A 26,757-nucleotide genomic window follows, 5' to 3' on the forward strand; every position below is an offset into this window, starting at 1 on the left:
GAAAAAATCATAGTTACTTGATGTTTTTATAATGTAATCAATTGTTTTTAATTGATTTTTAATTTATTGGGAACATTGGATTGGAGCATATAACTAATAATCATGTTAATTTAACAATAAAATTTATATACATTTATCTGAGAGTATTGATAAATTTCTTAATTTTTAGAACAACAAAAATACGTATTTATAATTATATTGGGTAAAAATCAGGCAATGACAATAATTGATTATTACCTGATTAGAATAGATACAAGAAGATAATAGGGTGTCTATCCATTAACTACCATTGTTTTACATCAATCATATTGTTTGATGGATATACCTTTGCGATATAAGAAGAGATATTATTACGAATATAAGGATTTTTTTCTTCAGGGTACATTTTCCAAGCTTTTTTTAAATAATCCAATAGCTCACTATTGATATAATTTGAACTAGATAATGCCTGAATTGCGCTTAAGCTTATTTCTGCGTTATCAGAGATAGTTAGTTCAAAAAATGCTGAAATTTTATGTTTTAAATTAGCATCATGAGAGGCTGCATAAATAGCACTTCTTATGATTTCTACATTTTGATGAGTAAAGAAAGGTTGAAAGTCCTCAACAAAAATAGTATTTAGTTCTGTTAAAATGTAGCCGATAAAACGCAATGTATCTTCGTGATTGGTTACTTTAAGAATAGAAATAAGACTTTCTTTAAACTGTGCATACTGGTCTTTATACTTGAAGTAAATAATAGAAATAGCAATATCTGTTTTTTCATCATATGGAGCAATTAGTGCTCGTTGAATATGAGGTAAAGCGTGTTTTTTAAAATAAGTTGCTAAGACATTTAAAGATGCTTTATATAACTCAATATTTTCGGCTCGTAGTTGCTGCTCTAAAAAATACAGACTCCTATTTGATAATTCAGGTAGTTTTGTTAATGAGTTGATAGCATTGACTTTTTTAGTAATATCATCATTATCGTTGGCAAGACAAACTAAAATTTCTTCATTACCTCCCATACGATGACCAAACCAACTTGTGTCATAGCCTAAAATAACTTCATCTAACCAACGTTCATACCATTGTGTAAATGATGTCTCATAAGAAAATGTGTAGGGAGTATCTGAATTTACCCAATCAGATGTATATAAAATATGACCTTTATAATCACCATTCAACACTAATAAAAGATCGTATTCACAACCACAGGTTCCTAAATAGAGTGTACCTTGGTGGAGTCTATCGTAAATATTATCAAATTCTTCATCACTACAATCATCAGGTACATGACATAATGCTTTCCATTCCTCAATATCCATATTAGGGCTAAGTAAGCAGGGTAGTGCATAGTTTTTTATATCATGTCTAGCTATCGCGTCATCAAAAGCGTAGAGCCCATAATAAGGGCCTGCACCACCATAAGAACCTGTACCACCATGACCAATTCGAGTGATAAAGTTGATATAGTCCTGTGGAAATTTACATCCAGCTTTTTTTTGTAACTGATCAGCTTTTTCTATAGTGAGTGGTGGGTTTAATTGATAGTTATGGCTATTAGCGCCAAATTCTTTGTGCTCGTGATCAACAATCGCAACAAGTATTAATTTTTCACGGATACGCTCAATAGGATTATCTGCATATTTCTTATTTATTTGTTCCCATTGCTGTAACGGTGTCAATTTGTTCTCTTTTTCAAAGAGAGATGAAATAAAACCCATAAATTAAAGTCCCTATTGATGATATGGTTTAAATCTAAAATGTTTGTTTAACAATCCGTTATGGTGGATAGAAAACCAAATATAAAATGATTTTCTTACTGAAGTTACACTATAAACTATTTTATAGTTAATACTAAAATAGTATTTTTAGGTAATAGTTTTTTTATTTATTGTGCAATAAGAATAAATATACGATAGGTAAAAAAAAGACCAACGCTAGGAGAGTTGGTCAATAAATACTAGAAGCAATGTGAGCAATGTCGTTGTGAAAAACCAAGTAAAATACTCAACTATTCACAAGCTAAAAGATAATCATTATCATTTAATATGTCAACCCCAATAAGATTATGGTCACTATTTATTCACACTAAAAAACCAACAAAATAATTTAGTTGATAGAAACTAAAGTTGGTAATTTGTCAATTATAACAATGAGATCACTTTTTTCTGACTTGGTATTTATCGTATTTTCAATGCTTTTCATTTTTTTTATTTTATTGATTAAATCCTTAGCGTGTCGAGATCGTAAATGTATTGTTTTTTTAACCATGAGCCTTCTCCTTACTTGTAATAACCACTAGCATAATAGTGATAATACTCAAATGCAAATGATAATCAATATCATTTATGTGTTTAGGGAGAGAATAAATTCTTGGTAAGATTGTGACATTGCCATATTCATACTTTATGTGCCGATTTTCTTATCTCAGGGCTATTAAAAAAATGATAGTATAAATAATAAAAAGCTCTAATAAGGAATTGACGCTATGGCATATGATTTAACAAAAAGATTAGTCATAGGGCTATCTTCTAGTGCGCTATTTGATTTAGAAGAGTCAGATAATATATTTCGTACTGAAGGTGAGGAGTCTTATCGAAAATATCAGCGAGAAATGCAAGATATTCCATTAAATAAAGGTGTTGCATTTCCGTTTATTAGCCGACTTTTAAAACTAAATAATATCAGGATTGATGATCCCTTGGTTGAAGTCATTTTATTATCTAGAAATGATCCTGATACAGGATTAAGAGTGATGAATTCTATTGAGCATTATGAGCTAGGGATCACCAGGGCTGTGTTTCTTCAAGGAAAATCACCTCATATTTATATTCCAGCCTTTGATATTGAATTATTTTTATCAGCAGATCATGATGATGTTATACAAGCAATTAAAGCTAATTATCCCGCAGGACAAATATTAGCAGGCCATATTAATGATGATAATGCAGATGAGTTAAGAATTGCTTTCGACTTTGATGGCGTTATCGCTGATGATGAGGCCGAGGTTATTTACAAAACATCGGGAGAATTATCACAATTTCATCTTCATGAAGCCAAAATGGTTGATACTCCTCATAACCCAGGGCCGTTAAAGAAATTTCTACTGCGTATTTCAGATATTCAAAAACTAGAATTAGAAAAAGTAAAGCAAGATCCTAGTTATGTTCCATTACTTAAGATTTCCATTGTTACTGCACGAAATGCGCCGTCTCATAAGCGAGTTATTAATACCATGAGAGCGTGGGGAATTTCTGTTAATGAAGCCTTTTTTATGGGAGGAGTAGAGAAGGCGAATGTGTTAAAGATTTTAAAACCACATATATTCTTTGATGATCAAAAATTACATTTAAAATCCTCGTCTGAGCTTCCTTCTGTACATATCCCATTTGGGATAGCGAACAAAGAGATAGATAATAAATAATTTATTATAGTAAAAAAGGTGTGTGATATTTATATCATACCCTATTTTTTTATTTTGTCTAATGTGGCCTTTATTTGAAATATTCTATTTATATTGTTTTATTTATTTTTTCTAAATAAAAATAAGTGTAAAATTGGATCTATTTTTATAGAAGTAGTATGGTGTTGGATGATTTATATATATTATAAATTAATAACGATTTATAGATATTTTATATTAAGAGGTATCTAACTAATTTAAATTAAATAAGGAAAATTGAAATGGATAATAATCATAGATTTTTTTCTGATGATGTATGCCCTAAAACTGCATTATATGGTCAATTTTATGGTGATAATCGCTATGCGGGCCGAGATTATGAACGAAAAATATATAATGGAAATAAATTCCCCAAAACTAAAAAAGGGTTTTATTTTAAAAAGTTAATGAATTTTAAATAATAAAAGCAATAAGCAATTAATATAAAGTCATTTTAAATAAAAATATCAATATTATTTAATATGTGGTTAATTGATATTTAAAAATGAGTTGATGATTGCATAATTCGAGAAAATTACTACGCTCAAAATTTGTAGCGCAGTAAAAATCATTATTAACTTTTCTCAATACCAATCGGTTGATAACCTTGCCATAAAGGTTTGAAATGTTCACCTGAATTATTTGGTATTAGGTGAATGTAGTAATCACCGATTTTGCTTAATAAAATGCAATCATCAACATCTTTTAAATTATCTTTATGTTGTTGCTGGCTATCGACTAAAAGCGTTGTGATGGCTTTTTCTTTAGCCTCATTTGCTGATTGTGCAACAAATAAATCAAATTCGTGTAGTTCAGCTAGGCTTGATGGATGATAACCACCTACATTAACAAAGTATAACTTATTGTTATTGTTGCTAGTCTTATTGCTAAGACTGAGGTTAATATCAAATCCATCAACCCAAGTGATTTCAGTATAACCATCAATATGTACTTTATCTTTGTCACCAAACCATGCATCTCTTAATGCAGGCCAAGCATCTATAGGCTTTTCTGCTGCAACAAATTGAATATCGTGAACTTCGATATTTGACTTACCCGCATTGCCACCAACATAGAACATAAACAATTTCATTATTGCTTCCATTTTTTGTGTTTTTATCGATATATAATTTATTATATAACCATGTTGAGAGCAAGTGTAAAAAATGAAGATGATTGATTTTATGAACTAAATTATTCATTTTTACTCTAAGCATTTGCTATTAATTTAAAATATTATTTGGGGTAGATATGAGATTACTTATGTTTTTGAGTGTTTTTTTTATTTCTGCTTGTTCATCAACGGGAGCAATAGAATCTCAAGAAAGTAAAAGTCATAAAGAAGATCCATATTCTGATAGCACATTAAATAGTATTAAGACTAATCAGAATATTTATATTGAGCAACAACGTAGTAAAGGAAATTTTTAATCTGTTAAAATAAATGATTACTTCTTGGGCCACCTAAGTGGCCTTTTTATATACAAAAATATAAAATATGGCAATATTAATCAGAAGTTTTTTCAAATTTCCTGTATAAAAGTAAGGTATGCATTATTATTGTAATTGAGGGTATTGAATAATAATTCTATAAAAATAGTAAAAATAAAAGAGAGTATAGGGTAGATGACCGATAAAAAAGAAAAAAAGTAATGGGATATTAAGGCATACGGAGCTATATTTATATTCAGATAATCTATGAGATGAGGCTGTAATGAATAGAAAAGAATTAATTAATTATATTAAAGAAAACTATAATGTAGAGCCTGAGTATTTATGGATTAAATATCCTAATTATATAGTTTTTAGGCATAATAGTAATTCGAAGTGGTTCGCAGCTATAATGGATGTTCTAGAAAGCAAATTATTTGATAATGGTAGTAGCGATATAGTCGATATCATAAATTTAAAAGTTATGCCAAATTTAACGGGATCATTACGATTGAAAAAAGGAGTGTATCCAGCTTACCATATGAATAAAGAGCATTGGGTTTCTATTAGCCTCTCATCTGAATTTGATGATAGCGAGTTAAAATCTTTGATTGCTGAAAGCTATAATTTAACACAATAAATTAATAATTTTATTAATATAGCTTACTCAACTTTTAAACACTTTCTAACAATATGAGTTAAGCTATTGTCATATCTTCTATCATATACCTCTTTTCTGATTTTCATCTAACGTTAGTTATTTCAAATGTGCTTACATTTTCTATCTGAGCAAGCTTCTGAGAATGTAAAAATCGGTGAGTATATAATGATAGCTTGTTGGAGAATCATGATTTAATCATGATTAGAAAAAGCCTTTCTTATCATAATAATAGTTACTGCCCCCAAGAATATAATAAAGAAAATAAGTGAATTAAATATTAAAAAATTAATATCATTTTTTTTAAAATTCAACATTATCAATAACAAAAACAGAGAAAGTAAAAAGAATTTTTTGTTATTATTAATCATACAATATACGTAAGAAACAAAAATAGATATTCAGAGAAAAGAAAAATAAGCAATAAGAAAAGCAACAAATTCCACACTATTAAAAAAATTATAGGGTACATTTTCTTCATGGAATATAATTGTCAACACTATGGTGGTTGCTATAAAACTCATTGAAGTAAAGATTAAAATAACAAATTTATTAGTATATAAAAAAGATAGTTGTTTAAAATAAATAACTTTTATAGAAATTTCTAAAGAAGATACAAATACAACAATACCGATAAAAAATAACAGAAGAAGTAACTAGCCAAATAATATTATTATAGCTAAATGTAGATATGCTCAGATAGAGTGATATCGTCAAAGATAATAATGGAGATATAAATGTTAACAACTTTTTGTTTTCTTTTTTGTTATTCATATTTCTATCCATTATAAAAATAACAGGATATCAATTAGATATCGTTAATGATAGCTGAGTGATTATATCACTTAGTCGGTTACAGTGAGCATTATTATTTACCGCATTTAGTTTTATTAGATCTTCGATACAGTGAAGTGGTTTTTGCTAACTAAGCGGGTTTATTTTATATGAGGCCGTATTTGATTTATCCAACGAGAAGAATATACGACTATTCAAAAATATACTTAATGTGATAACGCTAAGTATGCAGATTATTTTTTCATATTATTGCCTGTATTATTTTATGGAGCTTATGGTTTGATTAGCACAATAAAAAAGATATTACTTCTTTAACCAATAAAAGCTTTTTATATTACGCATCAAGCGTTTCTGGTTTTTTCTCTTAAATAATCATATCGGCCATTTAATTTCATTTTTTTAGTTCGCCAGCAAAATCTTTATTACATAAATTTAGTTAATGATTTAAGCGAAATTATAGCATAGAAACAGGGCGAGAATTGAGCTTTAACTAGGGTAAATCTGATGGGGGTTTTACACCAGTTTTACACCAGTTTTACACCAAGCAAATTTCAGACATAAAAAAACCAACCTTAAGTGGTTGGTTTTTCTAAAGAATTTTGGTCGGCATGATAGGATTTGAACCTACGACCCCCGACACCCCATGAAACCGATTTTAAATTACCTAATACATTGATTATAAATGTAAATGATGGTTTTATATGTAATTACATACAGTGCCAAATATACAAAATGTGCATTATAAGAATCAATGAGTTAAGGGGAGTTTTACCACTATAATTATATATTTGCTTCTTAGGCTTGAGCTTAGAGTTTTCGTAGATAGAATATAGCTAAATCTAACTGTTTGGTGTGAGTGATGAAGGGGACAATTTTTTTTGTAACCATTGTAATTAAATTAACCTTATGGAAAATAATGAGTAGCAATAAAAATGAGATGATTATAAATAAAGGTAATGATGTTATTAAATAAAACACGTAGTTTATTTAGTTAAATTCAATCTAATCAAACGGCAATATAATATGGAAAATTTTTACAGCAGTTTAATGGCCTTTGAGTTTTTTAAAGGAAAATTCGAGCGTGACCAGTATTTGATAGAGTACTCTGTTGAGATTACAAAAAAATATGGCAAAAAATGCAAAGAATTAAATTATTTTAATGAAGATCTCAAACAGTCTTTATTTTTAAAACAAATTATTGATGTATGTTCTTTTTTAGATGAGTTCAGAGTTTTCAGATCTTTTGCTAAAAGCAATGAAAAAGTACTTAATATATGTAAAAAAGTTAAGCCAGCCATAGACAGAATAGAAGAAATAAAAGGTTTAAGAACTTATAGAAATGCCTTAGCAGCTCACAATTTTAGACATGAAAAAAAGAAGGAAAGTATTATTCTATTAAGTGATTATACTAGAAATCCAGATTGTCCTAATTCAATTGCTGAAATATTTTTCCTTAGTGCCCTTTGCTCTACCATAATAGAAGTCATAAATACAGATCTTAAAGATGAATGTCAGTTAGCTCAAGAATATTATTTTTCTCGTTTAGTTGATGATAAAGATGAACCACTAAGAGGAATTAAAAGTTTACGAGAAGCCTATGATCACATTGACAAATATCGTATAGATTTAGAATTACAACCTAAATTTTTACTTAATGAAATTGAAGAATTCAGGATAGCGTTGAATAAGTTAAACTGGAGTGTCATTCCTGATGGATTTGAGCTTTCTGAGGATGAAACGAATAAAAATTGGTGTATAGTCTTAGACAAATACTTGCGTATGAGGGGCTATGAAGATATTAACCTTATACAAGGGAAAAAAGGAAAATATACTGGTATCTGGTTGGAGTTATATGGGCATGCAGTAACAGTGATAGAAAGGCCGTATATTTTTAAACCAAATGATATAAGATCTAATTATGGTCAGATTACTAATTTGATACTTGATAATAATGAAGAAAATAAAGAAAAAATTCAGATTGCTTATGAAGAATTAATTAAAAATGTGACCCCATGAATTTCTAAAGAAGGTAACCATATTTTTGAAACTGTAATTTAGATTGTTTATCCATACCATCTTAATATAGTTATTTACTTATTTTAACTGCCTATTATTTTAGGATTAAGACGACTATGTTTGATAAACAATAGTTGATTGTGATACAAAAAGTCTATTAACCTAGCACAGGTTTTGTATCACAGCAGTGTCAGACAAAATATGAGATAATACAACTTAAGCTATTTCACAATGTGGCACTTCAACCCATTGTACATGGTCTTCTGTATAAATCTTGGTTGACTCTGCATCACTATGAGCCATTCGAGCTTGTGGATCAAAACCACGTTGTTTAAACATAAAGGCCGCCAATGCTCTTATCTCATGAAAGGTTGGTCTTTCATCTAAAGGTAAATGACTGGCAACGCCCACTCGATCACGTAACGCTGAAAATGCACGGCTAAGGTAATCAGGTGCAACTTGTGTTGGATGATTAACTTCTTTACTTACCTTATTTGGGATACGAGTAGGTAGTCTATGCACAATATAAGGGCTTGCCACATTGTCACGGCTATTATCAATGATTTCTTTTAATGCCTTTCCGATAGGAATAGCAACGTGAGACGCTTCTTTGTATTGTACTTTCTGCCTATGGATATAGATCATTCCATATATTCCATTTTTAGGCTCCTCATACCAAACACACCCACATATTCCTTCTTTAGGTGCTTTGATATTGTATTTTATTCGTGAGACTTCGAGCCTTGCTTGCGTTGTCTGTAATGCGAGATCCATTGCTGTTCTTAACCAAGGCTCTGCGGATGCTCGAATTTTAAGAAAGTCATCATAAGACAGTCTTCTACGTTTTTTACCATCGACTCTTTTCATTTTCTTACGTTCTGCTGGGTTATCGAACATAAGAGATTCATCTACCGCATAACTGAAAATCTTCTTTAAAAAACCTACTTTTCGATTTTGTACATTGCCAGAAGCTTCAGCATGGTATTCATTAATAAATCCATTAACGTGTTCGAGTGAGATTTCATTTGATGGAATATCCTTAAAAAAGGATTTCACTCTTTCTAGATCATTAGTCCAGTCATTCAACGTGCTTTTAGATGGTTGTTCATCATTGATGATCCGAGAAAATAATTTGTCTAAATGCTCAGAGAAGGGAAGGGCTTCACCATATTGCCCTCCCGAGTCAATAATTAATGAGTTAACAGAAACACATTTTTCTGGTCGCATAATATTGTTGTATTCTCTGGCTATTGCGATAGCTTTTGCTTTATCAGCACCAATACATTTGCGAATACCGTTAGTTAGCGTTAAGCGATATTGTTTTTTAGATGAATCGTAATATAGAAAGTCAGGTAAATGCCTAAATTCCTTTCTTCTTGGTCTACTGGCCATATCACGAAGCCCTTATTAACTCATCGACACATGAAGAAATAACGGACTCGATACCCCAACGTTCTGATGAATGTACCCAAACAGAACAATCAACGATTTTGCCTTTTAATAAGCCAGTTTCTACCCATTTTTTTATGGTTCTATTATCTGGAATTGAACCTATTTCAAATTCTCGTTTAGCCCACGCACTAGCTTTCATCAGTTTTCCGCTCATTTTGGTCTTGCCTCATCATTAATAAAATAAGTCGGTCTGCTGTATCACAGGAGTGTTTGATTTCAGCGTCAGTGCATGGTCTATTTCTTACACTGAACGCTAACCGACCTAATTTAATATCAAAACTTGTTAATAATTGGTTCCCTGGTTTCCAAGGTGTTAATAATTTCATGGTGGTTACCCATTGGTCTTGAATAAACCACCATGCTAATAACAACGAAAAGTAAAAACTGATTATGCTTAATCAACTTTTTACCCGAATAATTCCTTCTACTGGATAGCACTCTGCAATTTTCCCTTTGGTCGCGAGTAATTCCTTATCAATTAAACAATTTTGTTCATTGGGATAAATATAACCGTAGGGCTCGAACTGACAATTCACTGAACTGCATATCAAAAGGAATAAACCAAACATTATTGTTCACTCCTTTGTTGCTCAACGGGAGAGGGTTGAAGTTCAATTTTGACGTGTGCTGGAAAGTCGTATGAAACATGGCAACGTCTATCTGTTGAAACAAAGCCATGTGTACCATCAGGTAATGTGATCTTTACGGCTTGGTCTTTTTGTTGAGAGTGTCTTAGCATTGGTCTTGCCTCTTCGTGACATGTCACGCTAATGAATGATAGCTGTATTTATAGGATGCCCCAGTTGTAGCAATAACGCTTTTTGCATCGATGAAAGGGCTTGCTGTTCTTGCTCTGTGACATTTTTTGTTGATGCCGTAGACCATTCGATACTGCATTTGTTTGTTGTTTCATCATGAGTAATGACAACTTCTAACTTCATGGCCATAACGTTTATCTCCTGATAATGCGCCCGATAAAGGACGCTATTATGAATTAACGAACCATTAATGATCGGTCACCAACTTCAAGATGTGCTCCGGGGATTTCAATACCATTTTCAATTGCATCTTTGATACCTTTTTTATCAGGTGCTGTAATGGTTTGAACATCAATCAATTCATCTGGTAATAAAGCCTCATTGTCGATAATGACTCGAACAACACCAGCTCTAGCTGTGAATGTATTTTTTGTTGTTTTTAATTTATCTAATCCTGAAGCTAATAAGCAGTTGAGAGCATATTTCTTTAGGTTTTTAGCTTGGTTTTCGAATGATTTTTTACGATCAGATAACCGTTTAGATTCCTCATCAAGTGTTTTAGCTTGACCTTCGATATTGCGAACGTGGTGCATAATCGCATCCAATTTATCACCTAGCTCGCCCTCGATACCTTCCAACGTATCTGCGATATCTTCAGGAGAGAATTCTCCTGTTTCAACGAGTTGTTGTAATTTTTCGTAATTAGTCGCCAGTGCGATAGCGGTAGTTTTGGTCATTAGATTGCCTCTTCTTTATGTTTCAGTTGGTCTAAACACTCTTTTTCGATTTGGTTTAATCGACGTAATCGACCAGATAAATATTTCTCGTAATCGTTATCACGACGTTCTTGAGCTAATTTGATATGTGCAGAAATTTCGCGCGTTAATGTGGATGCAATGCCTCGCAATTCATTCTCAGTAACAGCACTACGCATAACTTCCGTATGCTTAGTAAATTTCTCGTCTAACTCTTTACGAATACGAGTGATATCTTCAGCTTTTTCACTCGCATTTTTAATTTCAAATTCAAGCTTGTTACTTGCTAAATATTCAGGGTTATCGTGCATTCCCATAAAGACATCAGAGCTAAAGCCAAGCATTGACAGTGCTTTTTTGATTGCATCAGTCAGCGATTTTTTAATAACTTCGCCATCAACTTTAATGCCATATTGGGTTTGATAACGGTAAGGAGTAGCACCATAGCTTTCAAACTCACCACGGGTTTCACATTCGATGATGTACCAAAAGCGGATCTTAACTGAGTGGTTCTGTTCGCAGAATAACGAGCCATCACCATCACGTAAAAAACGGGTTGCAACTTGTTTATTACGCTCATCGAGAACAGGTTCTACAAGAGGCTTTCCATCAATAAATTTTTCTTCAAGAACTTCATAACCCCACCCTTCACCGACAGGGCCAAATATTTCAGTCGCGCGCATAAACATGTAGGTGCTGTTTATACTGGTTCCGATGAATCCCATGCCTTCTAATGGTTTAGTAAAGCGAGGGTCTGTACGCTGTACACGCTTCCAAATATTAAGATTATTTGCATCACCTAAATTAAGAACTTCATCAAGCACACTAGCTCGTTGTTCAAAATTATCGTGTTGTACTGATGGTGTTTCAGGTTCGTTAGGTTCTTCAGTTTGCTCGACCACTTGAGAAACCTCTGTTTTTGGAACTTCTTCTTGTTTTTTACGTGAACGCTTAGGTTTGGTTTCTTTTTCAACTGTATTTTCATTGGATGCAGAAGAGACATTATTTATTTGATTAGACGCGATATGTTCTTCTTTTTCAGTGTTATTAGGTTTATTAATACCTAAATGCTGATCAATAAATTCTTTTCGTGCATTGGGATTATCTAATAGTTCAGACCGTTTTTTACTTTCAGTTATTAACGAGAAAATTTTCTCACGAGGTATCTCTAAGATGCCCGTTGTGGTGCGTAAATCCATTGACCAGCGTTTCCATGCTTTGTCGTCATCATCTATCAGTTCTTTAGCTTTCTTCACTTGAGAGGGAAGAACATTAGTAGGATCAAAATTATTTAATAACGCTAATGCGATTTCAGTATCTATGGTTGCATAGTTACGTTTGATAGAAGACGTTTCTTCCTGTTGCTTTGGTTCTTCTGTCAGCCAACTTTCACCTAATGACTTAGCCTCTTCAACGGTGACATCATCATTAGCAAACTCATAGATAGCCTGTGCTATTTCCATCGTTTGTTCAGCATCCATCAAAGATAATTTTGTTATTTCAGCAAGGCCTGTGGCGATATTACGAATTTTGGGATCTTCTGTGCCAGCAAGATATTTCAATGTAAAAGAGAACTCTTTGTTTGTTATTTGAGTCTTCCCAAATAACAGCAGGCTGGCAATACGAGGTTTTGTGGCCAGCTTTTTAAATTCTCTATATTCGATAGGTTTCCATTGAGTACCGTCATACTCATTTTCAACAGCAAATTTTTCATCGAAAGTATCTAAAGTAGGGCATGCAGAATCGTCAAGATGTTCGCTAATTAATGGCTCATCAGTATTAAAGTTATCCATTGCTTCTGGATATGCTTCAGATAATTTCACTACTGCAGTTGCTGTTGCCAGTTTTGCATTAGCAGTGTTTAACGCTATTGATAACGGTATAGCACCGTTGTTTGTACGAGCCTCGGTCGTAGGCTCAAATACACAGATAAAAGTTTTCATTGGTCTTGCCTCTTATAAAATTCCTTTGCGATAATCTTTTTCTAACAAAGTTTCTTTACTACAAACTTCGATAGAGCCTTTCAATAATTCTTGGTTAGCTTTACCAATAGGATTATCAGGTCGAATATCTAACCCTTTTAATGGACGAGACATTGAATCGTATTGACTAATAATCTCTTGGCGTTTTCTATCAACACGAGCAATAACTTCGTCAAAGTGCTCTCCACAAGAAATGAATCCGCGATACTCATACGCCTCATATTCATCTATCTCTTTTTTACACAATGAACATTTCATGAAATTACCTCCTAATAAGGGATTTCTTCGTCAGTTTTAGAGATTGGTTTGCCTTCCAAGCAGAGAAGCATTTGGATTTGATCTTCTAACAAGCTTGATTTCACTTGAGCATCAGCAAGTATTTTTTCTTGTTCATTACGTAGAAAATCAATTTCAGCGTGAATGAGATCAATTTGAGTTGGCTCTTTAAAAGGAACATCAACAGTGTGTTCTGCAATAACAAAACCTAACCCTGCATTGGGATCGGCTTTAAATGCGTAGGCGTTATATTGGTAAGAACCATCGAACTGTTTTTGAGCGTGAATATAGAGTGTGACGGTTAGGCTTTCAGGTTGTGCTTTCATAGCAACTCCTTTAAAATAACTGCGATCAGTGATTTATCATTGGTCTTGCCTCTTCTAGCGTTTGGTCGCGCTAGTAGAACTCCCGATAGCTTTGGTCGGCAATTCGGGGTAAAGGAACCCACTTCGGTGGGTTTTTTTACGTCTAAAATTTGTTGCCTGATTATTTATCCTCATCAGGCGGTTGAGGTTCCTGCATTCCGCAACGTAAGGAATCTGTGTATAATTCAGTCACCGCAACGTATTTAAGGAACTGAATTATGAGTAGTAACATCCGTATTAAATGTCCGGGCTGTGGACAGGATTTTGCTGTAGAAACTAGCGTTAAAGTCGAGAAAATAGACGAGATTATTGGACATCCCTGCCTGCACTGTGCCAGAGTAATCACTGAACACGATGTTATCGTCCAAGTTCAAAAGCTCAGACAGGAACTTATCAGCAAGTTCAGACGGAAGTAATGAAATAACTTTTGTTATTTTTTCTTCAAGTTCGCTGGTATCAATAATAATTGAAACTGTGCTTGCTTTCTTATTCACAATAATTTCCTCATCAATAGATGCCCGTCTTTCCGAGCTGTCAGGTCTTGCCTTGTCGCTTTGATCGGTAACTAATTAAATTCCCTGGTACTGCTAAAAAATCTGCCGTTATGTCGTGGTAATCATGACAGGTCGCTATGAGAGCTGTGGTTCTCCTCCGACATAACAGCAAAACTGAATCTGAACACTTACCTAAACACTTGCTGTGTTGTTTCGAATTAATGTTATATTAGCATTGCTATTTTATCTGTCAATAGCAATGCTAATATTTTGGGTGAAAAAAACCACCGCTAATACGGTGGTCATATTCAACTCATTGTTATTTTATGCAAAGTCAATCATTCTAATAGGAAGTGATTTTATTACTTTTCCAATAATTCGAAGATCATACATTTCTGATTCTTCAATATAAAACGTTTCATAAGCAGGATTATCCGATTTCACGGCTAATTTTCTGCCTTTAACTCGTTGTAATCTTTTTATAAATAACGAGTTTTCAAAGCTAAAAATATAAACTCCATCACCGTCAAAAAACTCATTGTGAGTATCAACAAAAACGACATCTCGAGGATTAATAGCAGGGGACATACTGTCGCCACTAATGTTAATTATTTCAATTCCTTTTAAGCTTTTACGACCAAATAACTCAAAAACTTTCTCCGGCGAAAACTCAATAGATTTTATGGTGTCAGGGAAATCGTTATTTATAAAGCCACCGGGACCTGCTTTTGCATATACATCCATTAGTTTTAATGTTGTATGTTCATTTTGAGTGGACGGCATTGGTTGTTTTGTTTCTTCTTCTTTTCTTGTTTTTCTAACGTAGTCTAATAAAATTTTTAGCTCTGGGTTAATATCTTCCGGATCAACCCTCAATAATGATGCAAACTTTAGAATAGTATCTGTATTTAAAGCTGTTCTACCGTTCAGATACTGGCTTACGGCACCTTGAGTTGCAAACCCCATAATATCTGCAGCTTTTTCTTGAGTTAAGCCCAGAGACTCTCTTTTGGATTCCCAAATATTTCGTAAGTTCTGAGCTGCAATTTTGTCTGATTCTGAAATTTTTCTATTCATCATTATATTTTATTTGTATTGCTAATATTTTTCCAATAGCATTGCTATTGATTTATTAAATTAGCATTGCTAATATTCTGTTATTAAATAACAGGAGAAAAACATGAAATTAGGTTTGTATTTAAAAAAGCAAAAAATTAGCCAAGCTGAATTTGGGAAAACAGTTGGAGTTACTCAAGGATTTATTAGCCAAGTTATAGCTGGTAGCTACCTACCTAAAGGTAGAAAAGCTATCGAGTGGTCAGCAAAAACTAATTGGTTAGTAACACCACATGATCTCAATCCAGTTGATTATCCAAACCCTTGGGATGGCTTACCAAAGGAGCATTCAGTATTACAGGTATCAAATTAAAAAACTGATTATGCGTAATCAATTTTTTAGCGACAGGAGACGCAAAAATGAATTTTGATATCAACATTATCAGAGCTGAAATTGAAGATTGGGCGGTAGAACAAGGGCAAGAACATGTTGCCATTGAGATTAGCCGAGCTTATTTACGATTAGTGGTTAATCAAGAACATGGTCGATTATATGCCATTGAGGATCAAACGGGTAAGGCAGATTGGAAAGCAATCAACAATAATCGGCAACAGATATTCCGCTGGTTAAGAGGTGATTCCCGTGCATCTCAAAGAAAGATTGCTGAGTTAATGCCAGCGATAGAAATGGCACTACCAGCTTCAAGGTTAGCTCGAGTACGTGGAGATACAAAAAACTATTTAGCAACCGTGGCCATTCAGCGTTTTGCTGATGCTATGACAGAAATTTTATTAGAGGGTCGTGACATGTCACACCAAATAAATAATGTAGTACGTGCGTTAAATGAGATATCGCGCCCGACCAGCGTGCATTAATTTAAGAGGCAAGACCAATGATTAGATCAACTGAAAAAATCACATACCGTAACGGGTTTATGCTGAATGATAAACCTGCCCATATATCAGAAATTAGGGATGTTTTTGAGGGTAGACGTGTTATAGCGTTGTTAGTTTGGGAGCAGTATGAGAAGCAAAAACAAAAATTACTGTCGAAGAATTTAACGCCTGCACAGTATCAAAGCGCATGTCGCTCCATAGCTAAATCACTGGGGGTGTAATGTGAGTAATAAATTAACTGGCTATGTATGGGATGCATGTGCTGTTTCAGGTGTTAAGGGTACCAAGTTAATGATCATGGTACGCCTAGCAGATTATTCGAGCGATGAAGGGATCGCTTATCCCAGTGTTGAAACAATCAGTCGTCAAATTGGTGCGGGAATTAGCACAATTCGTAATGCATGTAATGAACTTGAAAATGATGGTTGGTTGGTTAAGAAACAGCGTAGAAATGGCAATCGAAACGCTTCAAATTTATATTTTTTAAATGTCGATAAATTAGAAAAAATTGCATTAGAAGAAAATGCAAAATTAAGAAAACAGCGTGAAAAACTATCAAATTCTCACCGTCCAGATTCTGACCGTTCAGATTCTGACCGTACAGAAAACGATAAAAATATACGGTTTGACCCTCCAGAATCTGGCGTTCAAGGGGGTTTTCACCCTCCAGAATCTGGAGGCGATCCACAAGTAAATTCAAAACATGATCCACAAGTAAATTCAAAACATGATCCACAAGAATTACTCGAGGGGAAAAAATCGAAAAATAAATTCGATCCAAAATTATCTAAACCGTCAAATGTGAGTGATGAGGTTTGGCAGGATTGGATTAACTTCAGGAAAGAAATTAAAAAACCGCTGACAGAAACCATGTGCAAGCAACAAGCAAAAAAATTATCGCTTTGCACAGACGCCAATGCTGTGATTTGTAATTCAATTGCCAACGGTTGGCAGGGGCTATTTCCTGAAAGACCGGTTGTACAAACTCAAAAAGTAAATTCTCACACTGGGTTTAGCGAAAAAAATTACCAGTCTCAAGATCCGCATTGGTTTGTGGGAGGTGGAAATGTCTGAACAAAATTTACTAACTGCGGTAAATATTCCACCTCGCTTTACTAATGCGACATTTGAATCATTTGTAGCCTCAACGCCAACAGCAAAACATAATTTAAAAATTTGTCAGCAGTACGTTGAAACTTGGAGTGACCGAAAAAACGCAGGAGAGGGGCTTGTACTGTGTGGAACACCCGGAACTGGTAAAAAACACCTTGCAGTATCAATCGCCCGTCAGATTGCCGGAGAATTGCAAGAAACGGTATTTATTACCACAGCCTCACGTATCATTCGCGCTTTTCGAAGAACATGGGCTGGAAATTCAGAATTCAGTGAACTTGATGTACTTGAAAAATATTGCACACCTGATTTGTTAATTATTGATGAAATTGGTGTTCAGTATGGCACTGATTCTGAACGTAATATCTTGTTTGAGGTGATTAATGATCGCTACGAAGATTTGCTACCTACAATTTTGATAAGCAACTTGCCCGTTGTTGATCTACAAGAAATGCTTGGTGAACGAGCCGTGGACAGATTATTACAGGGTGGAACGGTATTAACATTTAACTGGCCAACATATCGCAGAGGCAATCATCATGCATGAGAAAGAACTAGAATATGCGGTGATTAGTGGTTTGTTAGCTGGTGGTGCTAGTCAAGATGCGTATGAGGTATTAGCTACATTACCTGAAGATGCGTTTAGCTCTGGATATTTCCGTAATGTCTACAAAGAAATTAAAAAACAAGCACTAGCAAGCTCTCTAATAGATCCTTTTTTTATTGCTGACGCTCTAGGTGAAAAGGGCGATTTAGCAAATTTACTTGAGCTATCTAAAACACCTATTTGGACAGCGAATTTAAAAGGCTATGCTTCAAAAGTTTATAGTTATTATCGTGTTAGAGAAGTAATTCAATTAATTTCCAAGTATCAAAATGATATTACTACTGCAAATAATCATGAACAAGCTGAAGAATTTATTCATCAATTTGCAACCCAAATTGGCCAGCTGACAATTGGTAATCAGAACCTACTTCCTGTGCATTTAAATACACTACTTGAAGGATATGTAGATGTTTTAGAACGCAGAAACAAAGGGGAAGATGCTGTTGGGATGATAAAAAGTGGTATTGAAGCTTTAGATGACAAAATTGGAGGCTTTAATCCAACAGACTTAGTTTTTATTGGTGGTCGTCCGGGGATGGGAAAAACAGAGCTTGCACTAACGATGACTGAGGGAATGACCAGAGATGGAGGCGGTGCATTATTCTTCTCGATGGAAATGTCCAATCAGCAAATTACTGAGCGTCTAGTTGCAGGTTCTGCTCAACTACCAATATCAACATTGAGACATCGTGGGCGATTAGATGATGAAGGATGGGGGCGTTTAAGTTCAGCACTAGGCCATTTAATGGATAGAGATATTCATATCATCGATGCGAGTAATCTAACTATTGAACAAATATGTGCAATCAGTGAAAACCACAAACGTAAATATCCAAATTTGAAAGGAATTTTTGTTGATTATTTAGGGTTAATTAAAAAACCTAAAGCAGAACGTAATGATTTAGCAATTGCGAAAATATCTGCATCTTTAAAAGGATTAGCAAAGAGGTTACACACGCCAACTATTGCGTTAAGCCAGCTATCTCGTGATGTTGATAAAAGACCTATTAATCAACGCCGTCCTGTTTCTGCTGATTTACGCGATTCTGGTAGCTTAGAGCAAGACGCTGACTTAATTTTATTTACCTATAGGGAGGCTGTATATAACCCCAATAGCCCTGCGAAAAATTATGCCGAGATCATTATTGATAAATTTAGACACGGAGAAACCGGCACAGTCTATCAAGAATTTAAGAATGGCCACTATCTGCCTACCGACCAAATTACAGCGTCAGAAGTGTCCAAAATGCAACAGCAACCACAGCAAAGTGATAAACGCCGTCGTTACGCAGAAAAAGCATTTTAGCTAAAATAGTGTTCAAATGTGTTTATATGATAATTTTTTGAGCATAGGAATATATTAGAGGAGTTATTATAAAATCTATTATTTAGTATTGTAATGTCTTTTAGAGTAATTTCTTTTCTTATGAAATTACTCTAAGTTGTAAATAATTCACCAATGGGTCTTGTTTTGCTTATTACTATCTGAAAAATTTATTAATAAGTCATCAGCTAAAATAATATCTTTGTATTGATCTTTTGCCAACCATTGAGTTGTTTCAATAAAATCAAATTTCTCATTAGGAGGGCATATCGCTTGGAGTGCATGTAAATATATGATTCCAATTTCTTTTGTTCCAAAATCAAATTTACTTATAGTTGCTTTGATTTTCTGCTCTCGAATTTTTTCTATAGTGGGGCCATGTAATGTTTCATATCCAAGATGAATAATTGTAGTTGCATCCTCAGGGGCTTGGTCAGTTGCTTTGCTAAGTAAATTTTTTATATCTCTAGCTTTCTTATCTAAAGAAATATTTGATATACATTCCCATTTGGCACAAGCAATTTTTCGTACACTATCTAAAAAGGTATTTAGTACTCTGTTTTCTTGATCGTGATCATTCTTTTCATGAAGTTTACAGAGAGTTATATCTCCTATAAAAGTATAATTAGCATCAGTGCTATAATCTGGATCAATTAATGAAAAAATTAATGGCGACGGAATTTTCACATTATTATCATCTAAATGTAATTTTATCTTACTTATATCAATTATATTTATTTTAAGAATGAAATCTGTATGTGATAAATATTTTATATTTCTGTCCTTAGAGAAATTTTTAATTAAATTAGACAATGAATTACAAATATCAGTAGTTTTTACTTTTTCCACTTCATTTAAAAATACTATATCAAGTATTAAGGATTCATCAAAATTTAACATTGTAGACGAAATATATTTCCAATGCTTTAGCCATTCATTTCTTTCTTTTTCCGAGTAATCAGTGACTTTGTTGAGCCTTTTACATTCTACAAAGTAATGTGAATCATTTTTTCTAATTAATAAATCTGGTGTTTTTTCTTTTGGTGTTTCTGGAATAAACTTTACATTCCACCCATTTCTTATATAGCAACACGCGACTAGTAATTCAAATAATAGTGTGTCTGGTTGGTTACTTTTTTTTATCAAAAGGTCGTTTAACTTAATGTCTATACCATTACAGTTTTTCAGTTCATTGATCATGCGACCTATTTCAGCTAAAATTGGAAGTATTCGCGCAGACTGGTTTGGCTCATTCTCTACTAAACTATCAAGATAAATATCAGCCAAGTACATGTACCATGTTATTAGATCGTAGTGATATATCATTCTATTTTCAGATGAGTCTTTAGAGTTATTAAATTTAAAAAATCCTTCTTCCATTGTTTTAAAATAGTTAATGAGTGATTTTTTTCTTGTGTTCCATTCAGTATCTCCCATGTGATTTTTAAACCAATTAAAACAATTTTTTATATTAATATAAAAATCATTCATTTTAGATTGTTCAATATGGGCGATTAATTCATCCAATCTATTTTCCATAATACATCCTTAAAGTAAGTTAACTTAATTTATTTATAAGTGTATAATAACGCTATTGGCCTGAACACCCAATCCTAAACATTTGCTGTGTCAACTGAGAGTCAAGTATGGCACAGCATAGCTTTATCAAAATGTCTAACGATACTCTTGTACCGGCTAATCCTGTTACGAGAGATTTTTTACATTCAAAAATCAAGTGTGGTGATGTGCTTTCAGCGAATTTTAAGAAAGCTCGTAACCCTCGATTCCATCGTAAATACTTCGCATTACTCAACTTAGGCTATGAATATTGGGAGCCAGTTGGCGGTACCATTTCACCAGAAGAAAAAGAGCTTGTGCGTGGCTACATCAAATTCCTTTCATATTACACGGATAATGCTGACGCGCTGTTATCAGCATCCGATATCTATCTAGAAGAAGTTGCACAAAATCGTGCACAAAATATCTCAGCAACAAAATCATTTGATGCTTTTCGCTATTGGGTTGTAGAGCAAGCCGGTTATTACGACACGTTTGAAATGCCTGACGGCAGTTTACGTCGTGTCGCTAAATCAATCAGCTTTGCAAATATGGACGACTTAGCATTTAGCGAACTCTACAAAGCCACACTCGATGTGCTTTGGAATTTTATCCTTCGTAAGCAATTCCCTACTCAAAAAACTGTAGAAAATGCAGTATCTCAATTATTAAGTTTCACATAGAGGCAAGACCAATGATCAAATCAAAGACCAAAGAAGAAAGACAGTGGCTATCAGATGTAGCGGAACTGGGTTGTATTTGTTGTCGCAATATGGGGTTTGGGGCAAGTAGAGCGGAGATCCACCATGTTAGAACGGGGCAAGGAATGGCACAACGGGCTAGTCATACGGATGTTTTACCACTGTGTCCTCCACATCATAGAGCGTGTTACGAAACCGGCTTTCACGCTTCGCCTAAATCGTGGCAAGAAATTCATGGTACCGAAATTGAGTTGTTAGAACAGACTAAGCAAGAAGTAATGGAGTTACGAGCATGTCGAGTATAAAGAGTATATCTGATGGGTTAAAACTTGATGATGATCAGGTCGCATGGATTCAGCCTTGGTTATCAAAATTTGGAGCATGGGTTTATTCAGGGAGGATAGAAAAAAGGCAAAGCAGTATTATCGCTGAATTTATGGCGACAGTAGAAAGGCGCGATTATCCCGAGCGAGAAATGTGTAATGACGACGACGGTATGTTGATCGCTAAAGTGGTCGATAAAATTTATCACATAGACAGAATAGCCTTTACGCTCTTATTACTGCGTTATGCCTTTGGTAGTTCAGATCGCGCTATTGCTCGTTATTACCACAATATAGCAAAACCGCGACAAATGATTAGGCGCAATAGAACGGTAGAATACAGAAAACCCTCTATGTCTACATGCAGAAGAGAAATTGAGGACATAATTAGTTCAGCTGAATATTTAATTTACCCATATTTAAAAGATGCATTTAAAAAACGTGAAAAAGAGTGGAAAAGTAAAAATAATAGCAAGAACGTGTTGACTTCTTTGAGCCAATGATCCACTATTTAAGTATAAGTTGCCGTTTTTATACAGTGACCAACTAACCCAGCCTAAGCGCTGGGTTTTTTGTTAGTTATGGTAAAAATATTTCAGGGAATGTCTCTATTCTGTGATATAAGAATTCTTAAAAGTTTACTCTTCATTTATACTTAATCTATTGATTTGTTTTTTTTATATTTTAAGGAAAGTAATGAGCGGGAAATTAGGGCATTTAGAGTCTTATCAAAACTCATTGATAGAGATTAAAAATTTTTTAGAGAAAGACGATGCTTTATATAAATTATTTTTGATTGATGAAACAACTAGCTTAGATCAAGAAACGAAGTCTTATTTAGTAAAATTTATTGGCGAAATAAGAGAAACAATAGATATTGCATTAGATAGAATTAATAGTTTCGATGAGTATTGTAAGGTTACCAGTAACTTCAAGTTGCCTATAAAAACTGACACGCCAATTAATATAATGTTATCTTATATGATAATTATAAGATACATAGTAGAATACCTAATTGTTGTTCCAGATGGAATTTACAATGATACGTTATCTGAAAAGCTTCGCTATTTAAAGAAAAATAGGAATTTATTTTTATTTCTTAATGATAAAGTTCGATACTATTTGGAATATTCAATAGATGAATATTCAGGTTATATATATAGTATTTTGATCGATAACTTGAGAGTTTTATTTGAATCTAAATTTAGTCAGTTTGAAAAGTTAACTGAAACAGAAAATAATATAAATTCAAAATATAATGAAATTGTCCTGATTGATAATAAGGTTTCTGATTTTAATAATGAGATTGAAGATTTATTTAATGAGAAATCTAAAGTTATAAAAAATGATTTAGATGTTAAACAAACCAAGATTGATGAATTAAAAAAATATTTGGAAAATTTATCTTCTGGGTATAATTTCGCTGGATTAACAAAGGCCTATCATGATATTTATAGTTCTAAAAATAAAGAACGATGGATTTCTTTAGCTATTTTATTTTTATTAGCTTTTGTTTCTATATGCCCAATAGGATATAAGATAATCACGGAAAAAACTAATGAGTTTAATGATGTTATGGTGTTTAAATACATAGGTTATTCAGCTTTAACTATTATTTCATTATACTTTTTCAGGGTTGCACTACAAAATTATAATTCTATAAAAGCAGAGCTAACTCAAATAAATTTAAGAAAAAATCTGTGTATGTTTATTGATAACTACTCTGATTTTTCCAAAACAAAAGATAATCGTGACGCATTAGAGAAATTTGAAAATATTATATTTTCAAATATTCAACCTAATGAAAATAATATACCATCAACTTTTGATGGCCTTGAACAACTAGCATCACTAATCGAGTCATTATCTAAAAGAAAGTAGTAATCTTAATATGAAATTTTCTAGTATTATTGACCGCTATTAAATATAGCGGTTTTTTTATTCCATAAATTTACTTCATAAATATTCAAATTTTGACCTTACAGGAACACTCCATCGGGGGTGGATATGCGTATGCCACATAGAGATCCAAATAACTATAGCTGGTTCCGCGAGGTGCTTATCTTATTGATGACCATGCTCGGTGTGGCTGCCAGCTATGCATATAAAGTTTTAAACGGTGAAAAGTTTAGTTGGCGGACATTCATTCTTCAGGCAATTGTTGCTGTATTTGCAGGCTCAATTGTATTTCTAGCATCTAGTTATTATGAATGGGTTCCTGAAATAGCTGGTGGAGCTGCAGGATTTGCTGGTTGGTCTGGAGCTGAGTTAATTAAAACACTAGAAAAACGGTTTTTAAGGAAGGTTAGCGGTGAGTAAATTTGTATTTAGCACACGAAGTGAAAAGAATATGCAGGGTGTTCATCCTGATTTAGTCAAAGTAACTCGACGAGCACTTGAATTAACCGATGTCGATTTTATGGTTATTGAAGGAAAGCGCAATGAAGCTCGTCAACGTCAGCTGGTCATTAATGGTAAAAGTCGAACGATGAATAGTCGGCATCTTACTGGTCATGCTGTGGATTGTGCTCCTATCGTGAATGGCTCAATACCTTGGCAAGAATGGTCATACTTTAAAAAAGTGGCTGATGTGATGATCCAAGCAGGTAAAGAATTAGGTATTGATGTTGAGTGGGGCGGTAACTGGGATTCATTTAAAGATGGTCCTCATTTTCAATTAACGTGGAAATCATATCCGGTGTAATGTCTATGAATATCAACAAATTACTCGCTGGTAGTTGTGTGGTGTTGGCGTTTTGGCTCTGGTGGGTAATAGATGACTATGGAATGTTAAAAGCTAATCACAAATTACTTACTAATTCGTTCAATGAGCAAGTCAATATCAATCAAGATTACCAAGCACGCATAAAATCCCTTCATGATCTCGATGTAAAACATACGCAGGAACTAAATAATGCTAAAACTGAAATTAGCCGGTTACGTGATTTTAGCGAGCGTCACCCTGAGCGGGTGTACATCAAAGCCAACTGTCCAAAATCCGAAGGCGTTACCACCTCCGGTATGGATGATGCAACCACCGCCCGACCTACTGACACCGCTATCAAAAATTATTGGTTACTCCGAGAACGAATTGCAGAATCAGAGCAAATGATATTGGGGTTGCAGGGGTATGTAGAAATGAGTTGCTCATATTGATATTGTACTAAAATAACTTATGAAATAAATGCAGTGATAGTTTGGGAGTTATTTAGAAATATTTGATACAGCGTTTTTGTAACCGCATTGGATGCAGCTGCATTTTGTAAGTTATCAGTAGGAATAACATTACTTGTCATAGCTTGGTTGCTATAGATAATGGAAAGTGCAACCTTTATGTCATTAAATGCTAAACACCAAGGGTTAGCACCAGGAATGCCTAGAGGCTGAATGATCCATCCATTTAGCTTACCTGAATTGCCCAAATCACGTAGTACATCAATAATGTTCAGGCTAGGGTCACAAGAAACTTGTACATTTTGTAAGTCATCGATCCAACCGTTTCCGCTCATATAGATTCCTAAATTTACTAAGTTATGAAATGTAAAAACAACTACAGTCAAAGGTGATTTGACCTCGTACCAGTATATTGGGGGTAATTTAAAAAATACAAGATACGAGCTATAAAAATACATATGAGCTCTGGTGGAACTTTTTAAGCATGCATATAAATTTTAGGGCATCACAGCGTTATAAAAGGAGGTAAACACGATGGCAAAACCGGATTGGGGGATGCTACAACAACAGTTCCTCGCCGAACATGCTATAACAGGAATATTCCCTAAAGAGTGGTGCGAATCGCAAGGACTGAAATACTCAACAGCACGACGATATATCAAAATATCCAGTGCGCAGAATGCGCAAAAAACTGCGCACAAGAAATTGCGCACTGCGCAGAAAAAAGAATGCGCAAAAGAGCCAATGCGCAATAGTGATATACCCGATGCGCAGAGTAATGAATCAAGTAATGCGCACGATAATGAAAACACCTTTAGTCTGCGCAATTACGGGCTAACAGAACAACAGATTAAATTTGTTAGTGAATACCTTATCGATTTAAATCGAACGGGAGCATATAAGCGAGCCGGTTATAAAGGCGAAGGAAATACAGCTTATGTAAATGCTACTCGCATGCTAAGAAATGCTAAGGTTTCACGAGCAATCACTGACGCATTAGCAGAACGGGAACGCAGAACAGAGATAACCCAAGATGCCGTATTAAAAATATGGTGGGATATCGCAACTGCAGACGTTAACGAGCTGACCGAATACCGTCGATTATGTTGCCGTCATTGCTGGGGCTTTGGTTTCAATTATCAGTGGCGTGATTCGATAGAGTTTGAAGATGCTATTAAAAAAGCAGTCGTAGCAAAGAAACCACCTCCACAAGATGTGGGGGGTTACGGTTACGATGAAACATTAGATCCAAATCCTGATTGTCCGCGTTGTAATGGTGCTGGTATTGGTCGTGCGTACTTTCATGATACGCGTGATTTAACAGGGCCAGCGCGTCGAGTATTTGCTGGCGTGAAAGAAGGGAAGTTTGGTGTCGAGGTTATTACTCGTAATCAAGATGAAGCGCTTAAGATGGTTGCACAGCATTTAGGTATGCTGAAGAACAAGACGGAATTAACGGGTGCCGATGGTGGACCTATTCAAACAACAGGAATAGATTTAAGTCATTTGAGTTTCGAGCAACTTATGCAATTAAGAGTAAAATCAAAGCAGTAAGATTTTAGTCAGTGTGATATAACAACATATTTAAATATTG

Annotated in this window: 33 protein-coding genes; 19 read left to right on the forward strand and 14 right to left on the reverse strand. The window is 34.0% G+C overall.

Annotated elements, in window-relative coordinates; genetic code table 11:
- Window positions 1-283 precede the first annotated feature (283 nt).
- Window positions 284-1,708: an SMI1/KNR4 family protein gene (locus LW139_RS07340; protein WP_247850937.1), complete on the reverse strand. Its 1,425-nt coding sequence runs from the start codon at window positions 1,706-1,708 to the stop codon at window positions 284-286.
- Window positions 1,709-2,475: 767 nt separating this feature from the next.
- Between LW139_RS07340 and LW139_RS07345 the strand changes: the two genes are divergently transcribed.
- Complete coding sequence (locus tag LW139_RS07345; protein ID WP_109408869.1) at window positions 2,476-3,411, forward strand: 5'-nucleotidase; 936 nt, start codon at window positions 2,476-2,478, stop codon at window positions 3,409-3,411.
- 260 nt (window positions 3,412-3,671) lie between these two features.
- The gene (locus LW139_RS07350; protein WP_109408870.1) at window positions 3,672-3,851 is read left to right on the forward strand and encodes a hypothetical protein; all 180 of its coding nucleotides are present in this window, start codon (window positions 3,672-3,674) and stop codon (window positions 3,849-3,851) included.
- A gap of 152 nt (window positions 3,852-4,003) precedes the next feature.
- Here the strand turns inward: LW139_RS07350 and LW139_RS07355 are convergent, their stop codons facing one another.
- Window positions 4,004-4,522, reverse strand: a complete 519-nt coding sequence (locus LW139_RS07355) for a DUF1543 domain-containing protein (protein ID WP_247850938.1) — start codon at window positions 4,520-4,522, stop codon at window positions 4,004-4,006.
- Between the two features lie 158 nt (window positions 4,523-4,680).
- Here LW139_RS07355 and LW139_RS07360 point away from each other — a divergent pair, with 158 nt between their 5' ends.
- The 3 genes from LW139_RS07360 to LW139_RS07370 all read left to right on the forward strand — a co-directional run bounded on the left by LW139_RS07360 (window position 4,681) and on the right by LW139_RS07370 (window position 8,329).
- Window positions 4,681-4,860, forward strand: a complete 180-nt coding sequence (locus LW139_RS07360) for a hypothetical protein (RefSeq protein WP_247850939.1) — start codon at window positions 4,681-4,683, stop codon at window positions 4,858-4,860.
- Between the two features lie 283 nt (window positions 4,861-5,143).
- Window positions 5,144-5,500: an MmcQ/YjbR family DNA-binding protein gene (locus LW139_RS07365; RefSeq protein ID WP_109408873.1), complete on the forward strand. Its 357-nt coding sequence runs from the start codon at window positions 5,144-5,146 to the stop codon at window positions 5,498-5,500.
- Window positions 5,501-7,336: 1,836 nt separating this feature from the next.
- The gene (locus LW139_RS07370; protein WP_247850940.1) at window positions 7,337-8,329 is read left to right on the forward strand and encodes a hypothetical protein; all 993 of its coding nucleotides are present in this window, start codon (window positions 7,337-7,339) and stop codon (window positions 8,327-8,329) included.
- 216 nt (window positions 8,330-8,545) lie between these two features.
- Here the strand turns inward: LW139_RS07370 and LW139_RS07375 are convergent, their stop codons facing one another.
- The 10 genes from LW139_RS07375 to LW139_RS07420 form a co-directional block, all read right to left on the reverse strand.
- A complete protein-coding gene (locus LW139_RS07375; protein WP_247850941.1) occupies window positions 8,546-9,721 on the reverse strand; it encodes a tyrosine-type recombinase/integrase in 1,176 nt (391 codons plus the stop codon).
- 1 nt (window position 9,722) lies between these two features.
- Entirely contained in the window at window positions 9,723-9,935 is a 213-nt protein-coding gene (locus LW139_RS07380) for a hypothetical protein (RefSeq protein WP_098943559.1), read from the reverse strand.
- Window positions 9,936-10,349: 414 nt separating this feature from the next.
- Window positions 10,350-10,520, reverse strand: a complete 171-nt coding sequence (locus LW139_RS07385) for a hypothetical protein (protein ID WP_196563787.1) — start codon at window positions 10,518-10,520, stop codon at window positions 10,350-10,352.
- Between the two features lie 28 nt (window positions 10,521-10,548).
- The gene (locus LW139_RS07390) at window positions 10,549-10,728 is read right to left on the reverse strand and encodes a hypothetical protein (protein WP_049199463.1); all 180 of its coding nucleotides are present in this window, start codon (window positions 10,726-10,728) and stop codon (window positions 10,549-10,551) included.
- A 47-nt stretch (window positions 10,729-10,775) separates the two neighbouring features.
- Window positions 10,776-11,276 (reverse strand): siphovirus Gp157 family protein, encoded by a 501-nt coding sequence (locus LW139_RS07395; protein ID WP_099659434.1) that lies wholly within the window; start codon window positions 11,274-11,276, stop codon window positions 10,776-10,778.
- The gene (locus LW139_RS07400; protein WP_247850942.1) at window positions 11,276-13,237 is read right to left on the reverse strand and encodes a hypothetical protein; all 1,962 of its coding nucleotides are present in this window, start codon (window positions 13,235-13,237) and stop codon (window positions 11,276-11,278) included. Before LW139_RS07400 ends, LW139_RS07395 begins: the two co-directional genes overlap by 1 nt.
- Before the next feature lie 12 nt (window positions 13,238-13,249).
- The gene (locus tag LW139_RS07405; protein ID WP_049213719.1) at window positions 13,250-13,534 is read right to left on the reverse strand and encodes a hypothetical protein; all 285 of its coding nucleotides are present in this window, start codon (window positions 13,532-13,534) and stop codon (window positions 13,250-13,252) included.
- An 11-nt stretch (window positions 13,535-13,545) separates the two neighbouring features.
- Entirely contained in the window at window positions 13,546-13,878 is a 333-nt protein-coding gene (locus LW139_RS07410) for a hypothetical protein (protein WP_161706907.1), read from the reverse strand.
- A 242-nt stretch (window positions 13,879-14,120) separates the two neighbouring features.
- Window positions 14,121-14,411, reverse strand: coding sequence for a hypothetical protein (locus LW139_RS07415; RefSeq protein ID WP_196563790.1), 291 nt, complete (start codon window positions 14,409-14,411; stop codon window positions 14,121-14,123).
- Between the two features lie 324 nt (window positions 14,412-14,735).
- Window positions 14,736-15,488, reverse strand: a complete 753-nt coding sequence (locus LW139_RS07420) for a LexA family transcriptional regulator (protein WP_196563791.1) — start codon at window positions 15,486-15,488, stop codon at window positions 14,736-14,738.
- Window positions 15,489-15,591: 103 nt separating this feature from the next.
- Between LW139_RS07420 and LW139_RS07425 the strand changes: the two genes are divergently transcribed.
- Genes LW139_RS07425 through LW139_RS07450 form a run of 6 tightly spaced genes read left to right on the forward strand, consistent with a single transcriptional unit; the run spans window position 15,592 to window position 19,390 of the window.
- Entirely contained in the window at window positions 15,592-15,840 is a 249-nt protein-coding gene (locus tag LW139_RS07425) for a helix-turn-helix domain-containing protein (protein ID WP_036937922.1), read from the forward strand.
- 47 nt (window positions 15,841-15,887) lie between these two features.
- Window positions 15,888-16,343, forward strand: coding sequence for a toxin YdaT family protein (locus LW139_RS07430; protein ID WP_049257326.1), 456 nt, complete (start codon window positions 15,888-15,890; stop codon window positions 16,341-16,343).
- A gap of 17 nt (window positions 16,344-16,360) precedes the next feature.
- Window positions 16,361-16,585, forward strand: coding sequence for a hypothetical protein (locus LW139_RS07435; protein ID WP_247850943.1), 225 nt, complete (start codon window positions 16,361-16,363; stop codon window positions 16,583-16,585).
- Between the two features lies 1 nt (window position 16,586).
- Window positions 16,587-17,438: a helix-turn-helix domain-containing protein gene (locus LW139_RS07440; RefSeq protein ID WP_247850944.1), complete on the forward strand. Its 852-nt coding sequence runs from the start codon at window positions 16,587-16,589 to the stop codon at window positions 17,436-17,438.
- Window positions 17,431-18,024 carry an ATP-binding protein gene (locus tag LW139_RS07445; protein ID WP_247850945.1) on the forward strand — a complete coding sequence of 198 codons (594 nt, stop codon included), beginning with the start codon at window positions 17,431-17,433 and terminating at the stop codon, window positions 18,022-18,024. Before LW139_RS07440 ends, LW139_RS07445 begins: the two co-directional genes overlap by 8 nt.
- Entirely contained in the window at window positions 18,017-19,390 is a 1,374-nt protein-coding gene (locus LW139_RS07450) for a replicative DNA helicase (RefSeq protein WP_247850946.1), read from the forward strand. Before LW139_RS07445 ends, LW139_RS07450 begins: the two co-directional genes overlap by 8 nt.
- Window positions 19,391-19,537: 147 nt before the next feature.
- Here LW139_RS07450 and LW139_RS07455 read toward each other — a convergent pair whose 3' ends face one another.
- Window positions 19,538-20,947: a hypothetical protein gene (locus LW139_RS07455; RefSeq protein WP_247850947.1), complete on the reverse strand. Its 1,410-nt coding sequence runs from the start codon at window positions 20,945-20,947 to the stop codon at window positions 19,538-19,540.
- Window positions 20,948-21,054: 107 nt separating this feature from the next.
- Between LW139_RS07455 and LW139_RS07460 the strand changes: the two genes are divergently transcribed.
- The 7 genes from LW139_RS07460 to LW139_RS07490 all read left to right on the forward strand — a co-directional run bounded on the left by LW139_RS07460 (window position 21,055) and on the right by LW139_RS07490 (window position 25,145).
- Window positions 21,055-21,648 (forward strand): DUF1367 family protein, encoded by a 594-nt coding sequence (locus LW139_RS07460; RefSeq protein WP_247850948.1) that lies wholly within the window; start codon window positions 21,055-21,057, stop codon window positions 21,646-21,648.
- An 11-nt stretch (window positions 21,649-21,659) separates the two neighbouring features.
- Window positions 21,660-21,971 (forward strand): Ref family recombination enhancement nuclease, encoded by a 312-nt coding sequence (locus LW139_RS07465; RefSeq protein WP_247850949.1) that lies wholly within the window; start codon window positions 21,660-21,662, stop codon window positions 21,969-21,971.
- Window positions 21,959-22,492, forward strand: coding sequence for an antiterminator Q family protein (locus tag LW139_RS07470; protein ID WP_247850950.1), 534 nt, complete (start codon window positions 21,959-21,961; stop codon window positions 22,490-22,492). Before LW139_RS07465 ends, LW139_RS07470 begins: the two co-directional genes overlap by 13 nt.
- 193 nt (window positions 22,493-22,685) lie before the next feature.
- Window positions 22,686-23,870 carry a hypothetical protein gene (locus LW139_RS07475; protein WP_247850951.1) on the forward strand — a complete coding sequence of 395 codons (1,185 nt, stop codon included), beginning with the start codon at window positions 22,686-22,688 and terminating at the stop codon, window positions 23,868-23,870.
- Between the two features lie 126 nt (window positions 23,871-23,996).
- Window positions 23,997-24,308, forward strand: a complete 312-nt coding sequence (locus tag LW139_RS07480) for a phage holin family protein (RefSeq protein WP_348983675.1) — start codon at window positions 23,997-23,999, stop codon at window positions 24,306-24,308.
- Between the two features lie 31 nt (window positions 24,309-24,339).
- Window positions 24,340-24,693: a M15 family metallopeptidase gene (locus LW139_RS07485; protein WP_247851209.1), complete on the forward strand. Its 354-nt coding sequence runs from the start codon at window positions 24,340-24,342 to the stop codon at window positions 24,691-24,693.
- Between the two features lie 5 nt (window positions 24,694-24,698).
- A complete protein-coding gene (locus tag LW139_RS07490; RefSeq protein ID WP_247850952.1) occupies window positions 24,699-25,145 on the forward strand; it encodes a lysis protein in 447 nt (148 codons plus the stop codon).
- Between the two features lie 17 nt (window positions 25,146-25,162).
- Here the strand turns inward: LW139_RS07490 and LW139_RS07495 are convergent, their stop codons facing one another.
- Window positions 25,163-25,498, reverse strand: a complete 336-nt coding sequence (locus LW139_RS07495; protein WP_247850953.1) for a hypothetical protein — start codon at window positions 25,496-25,498, stop codon at window positions 25,163-25,165.
- Between the two features lie 199 nt (window positions 25,499-25,697).
- Here LW139_RS07495 and LW139_RS07500 point away from each other — a divergent pair, with 199 nt between their 5' ends.
- A complete protein-coding gene (locus LW139_RS07500) occupies window positions 25,698-26,717 on the forward strand; it encodes a terminase small subunit (protein WP_247850954.1) in 1,020 nt (339 codons plus the stop codon).
- Window positions 26,718-26,757: the final 40 nt, after the last annotated feature.

Source organism: Proteus vulgaris (assembly GCF_023100685.1).
In the GTDB taxonomy this organism is placed as follows: Bacteria; Pseudomonadota; Gammaproteobacteria; order Enterobacterales; family Enterobacteriaceae; genus Proteus.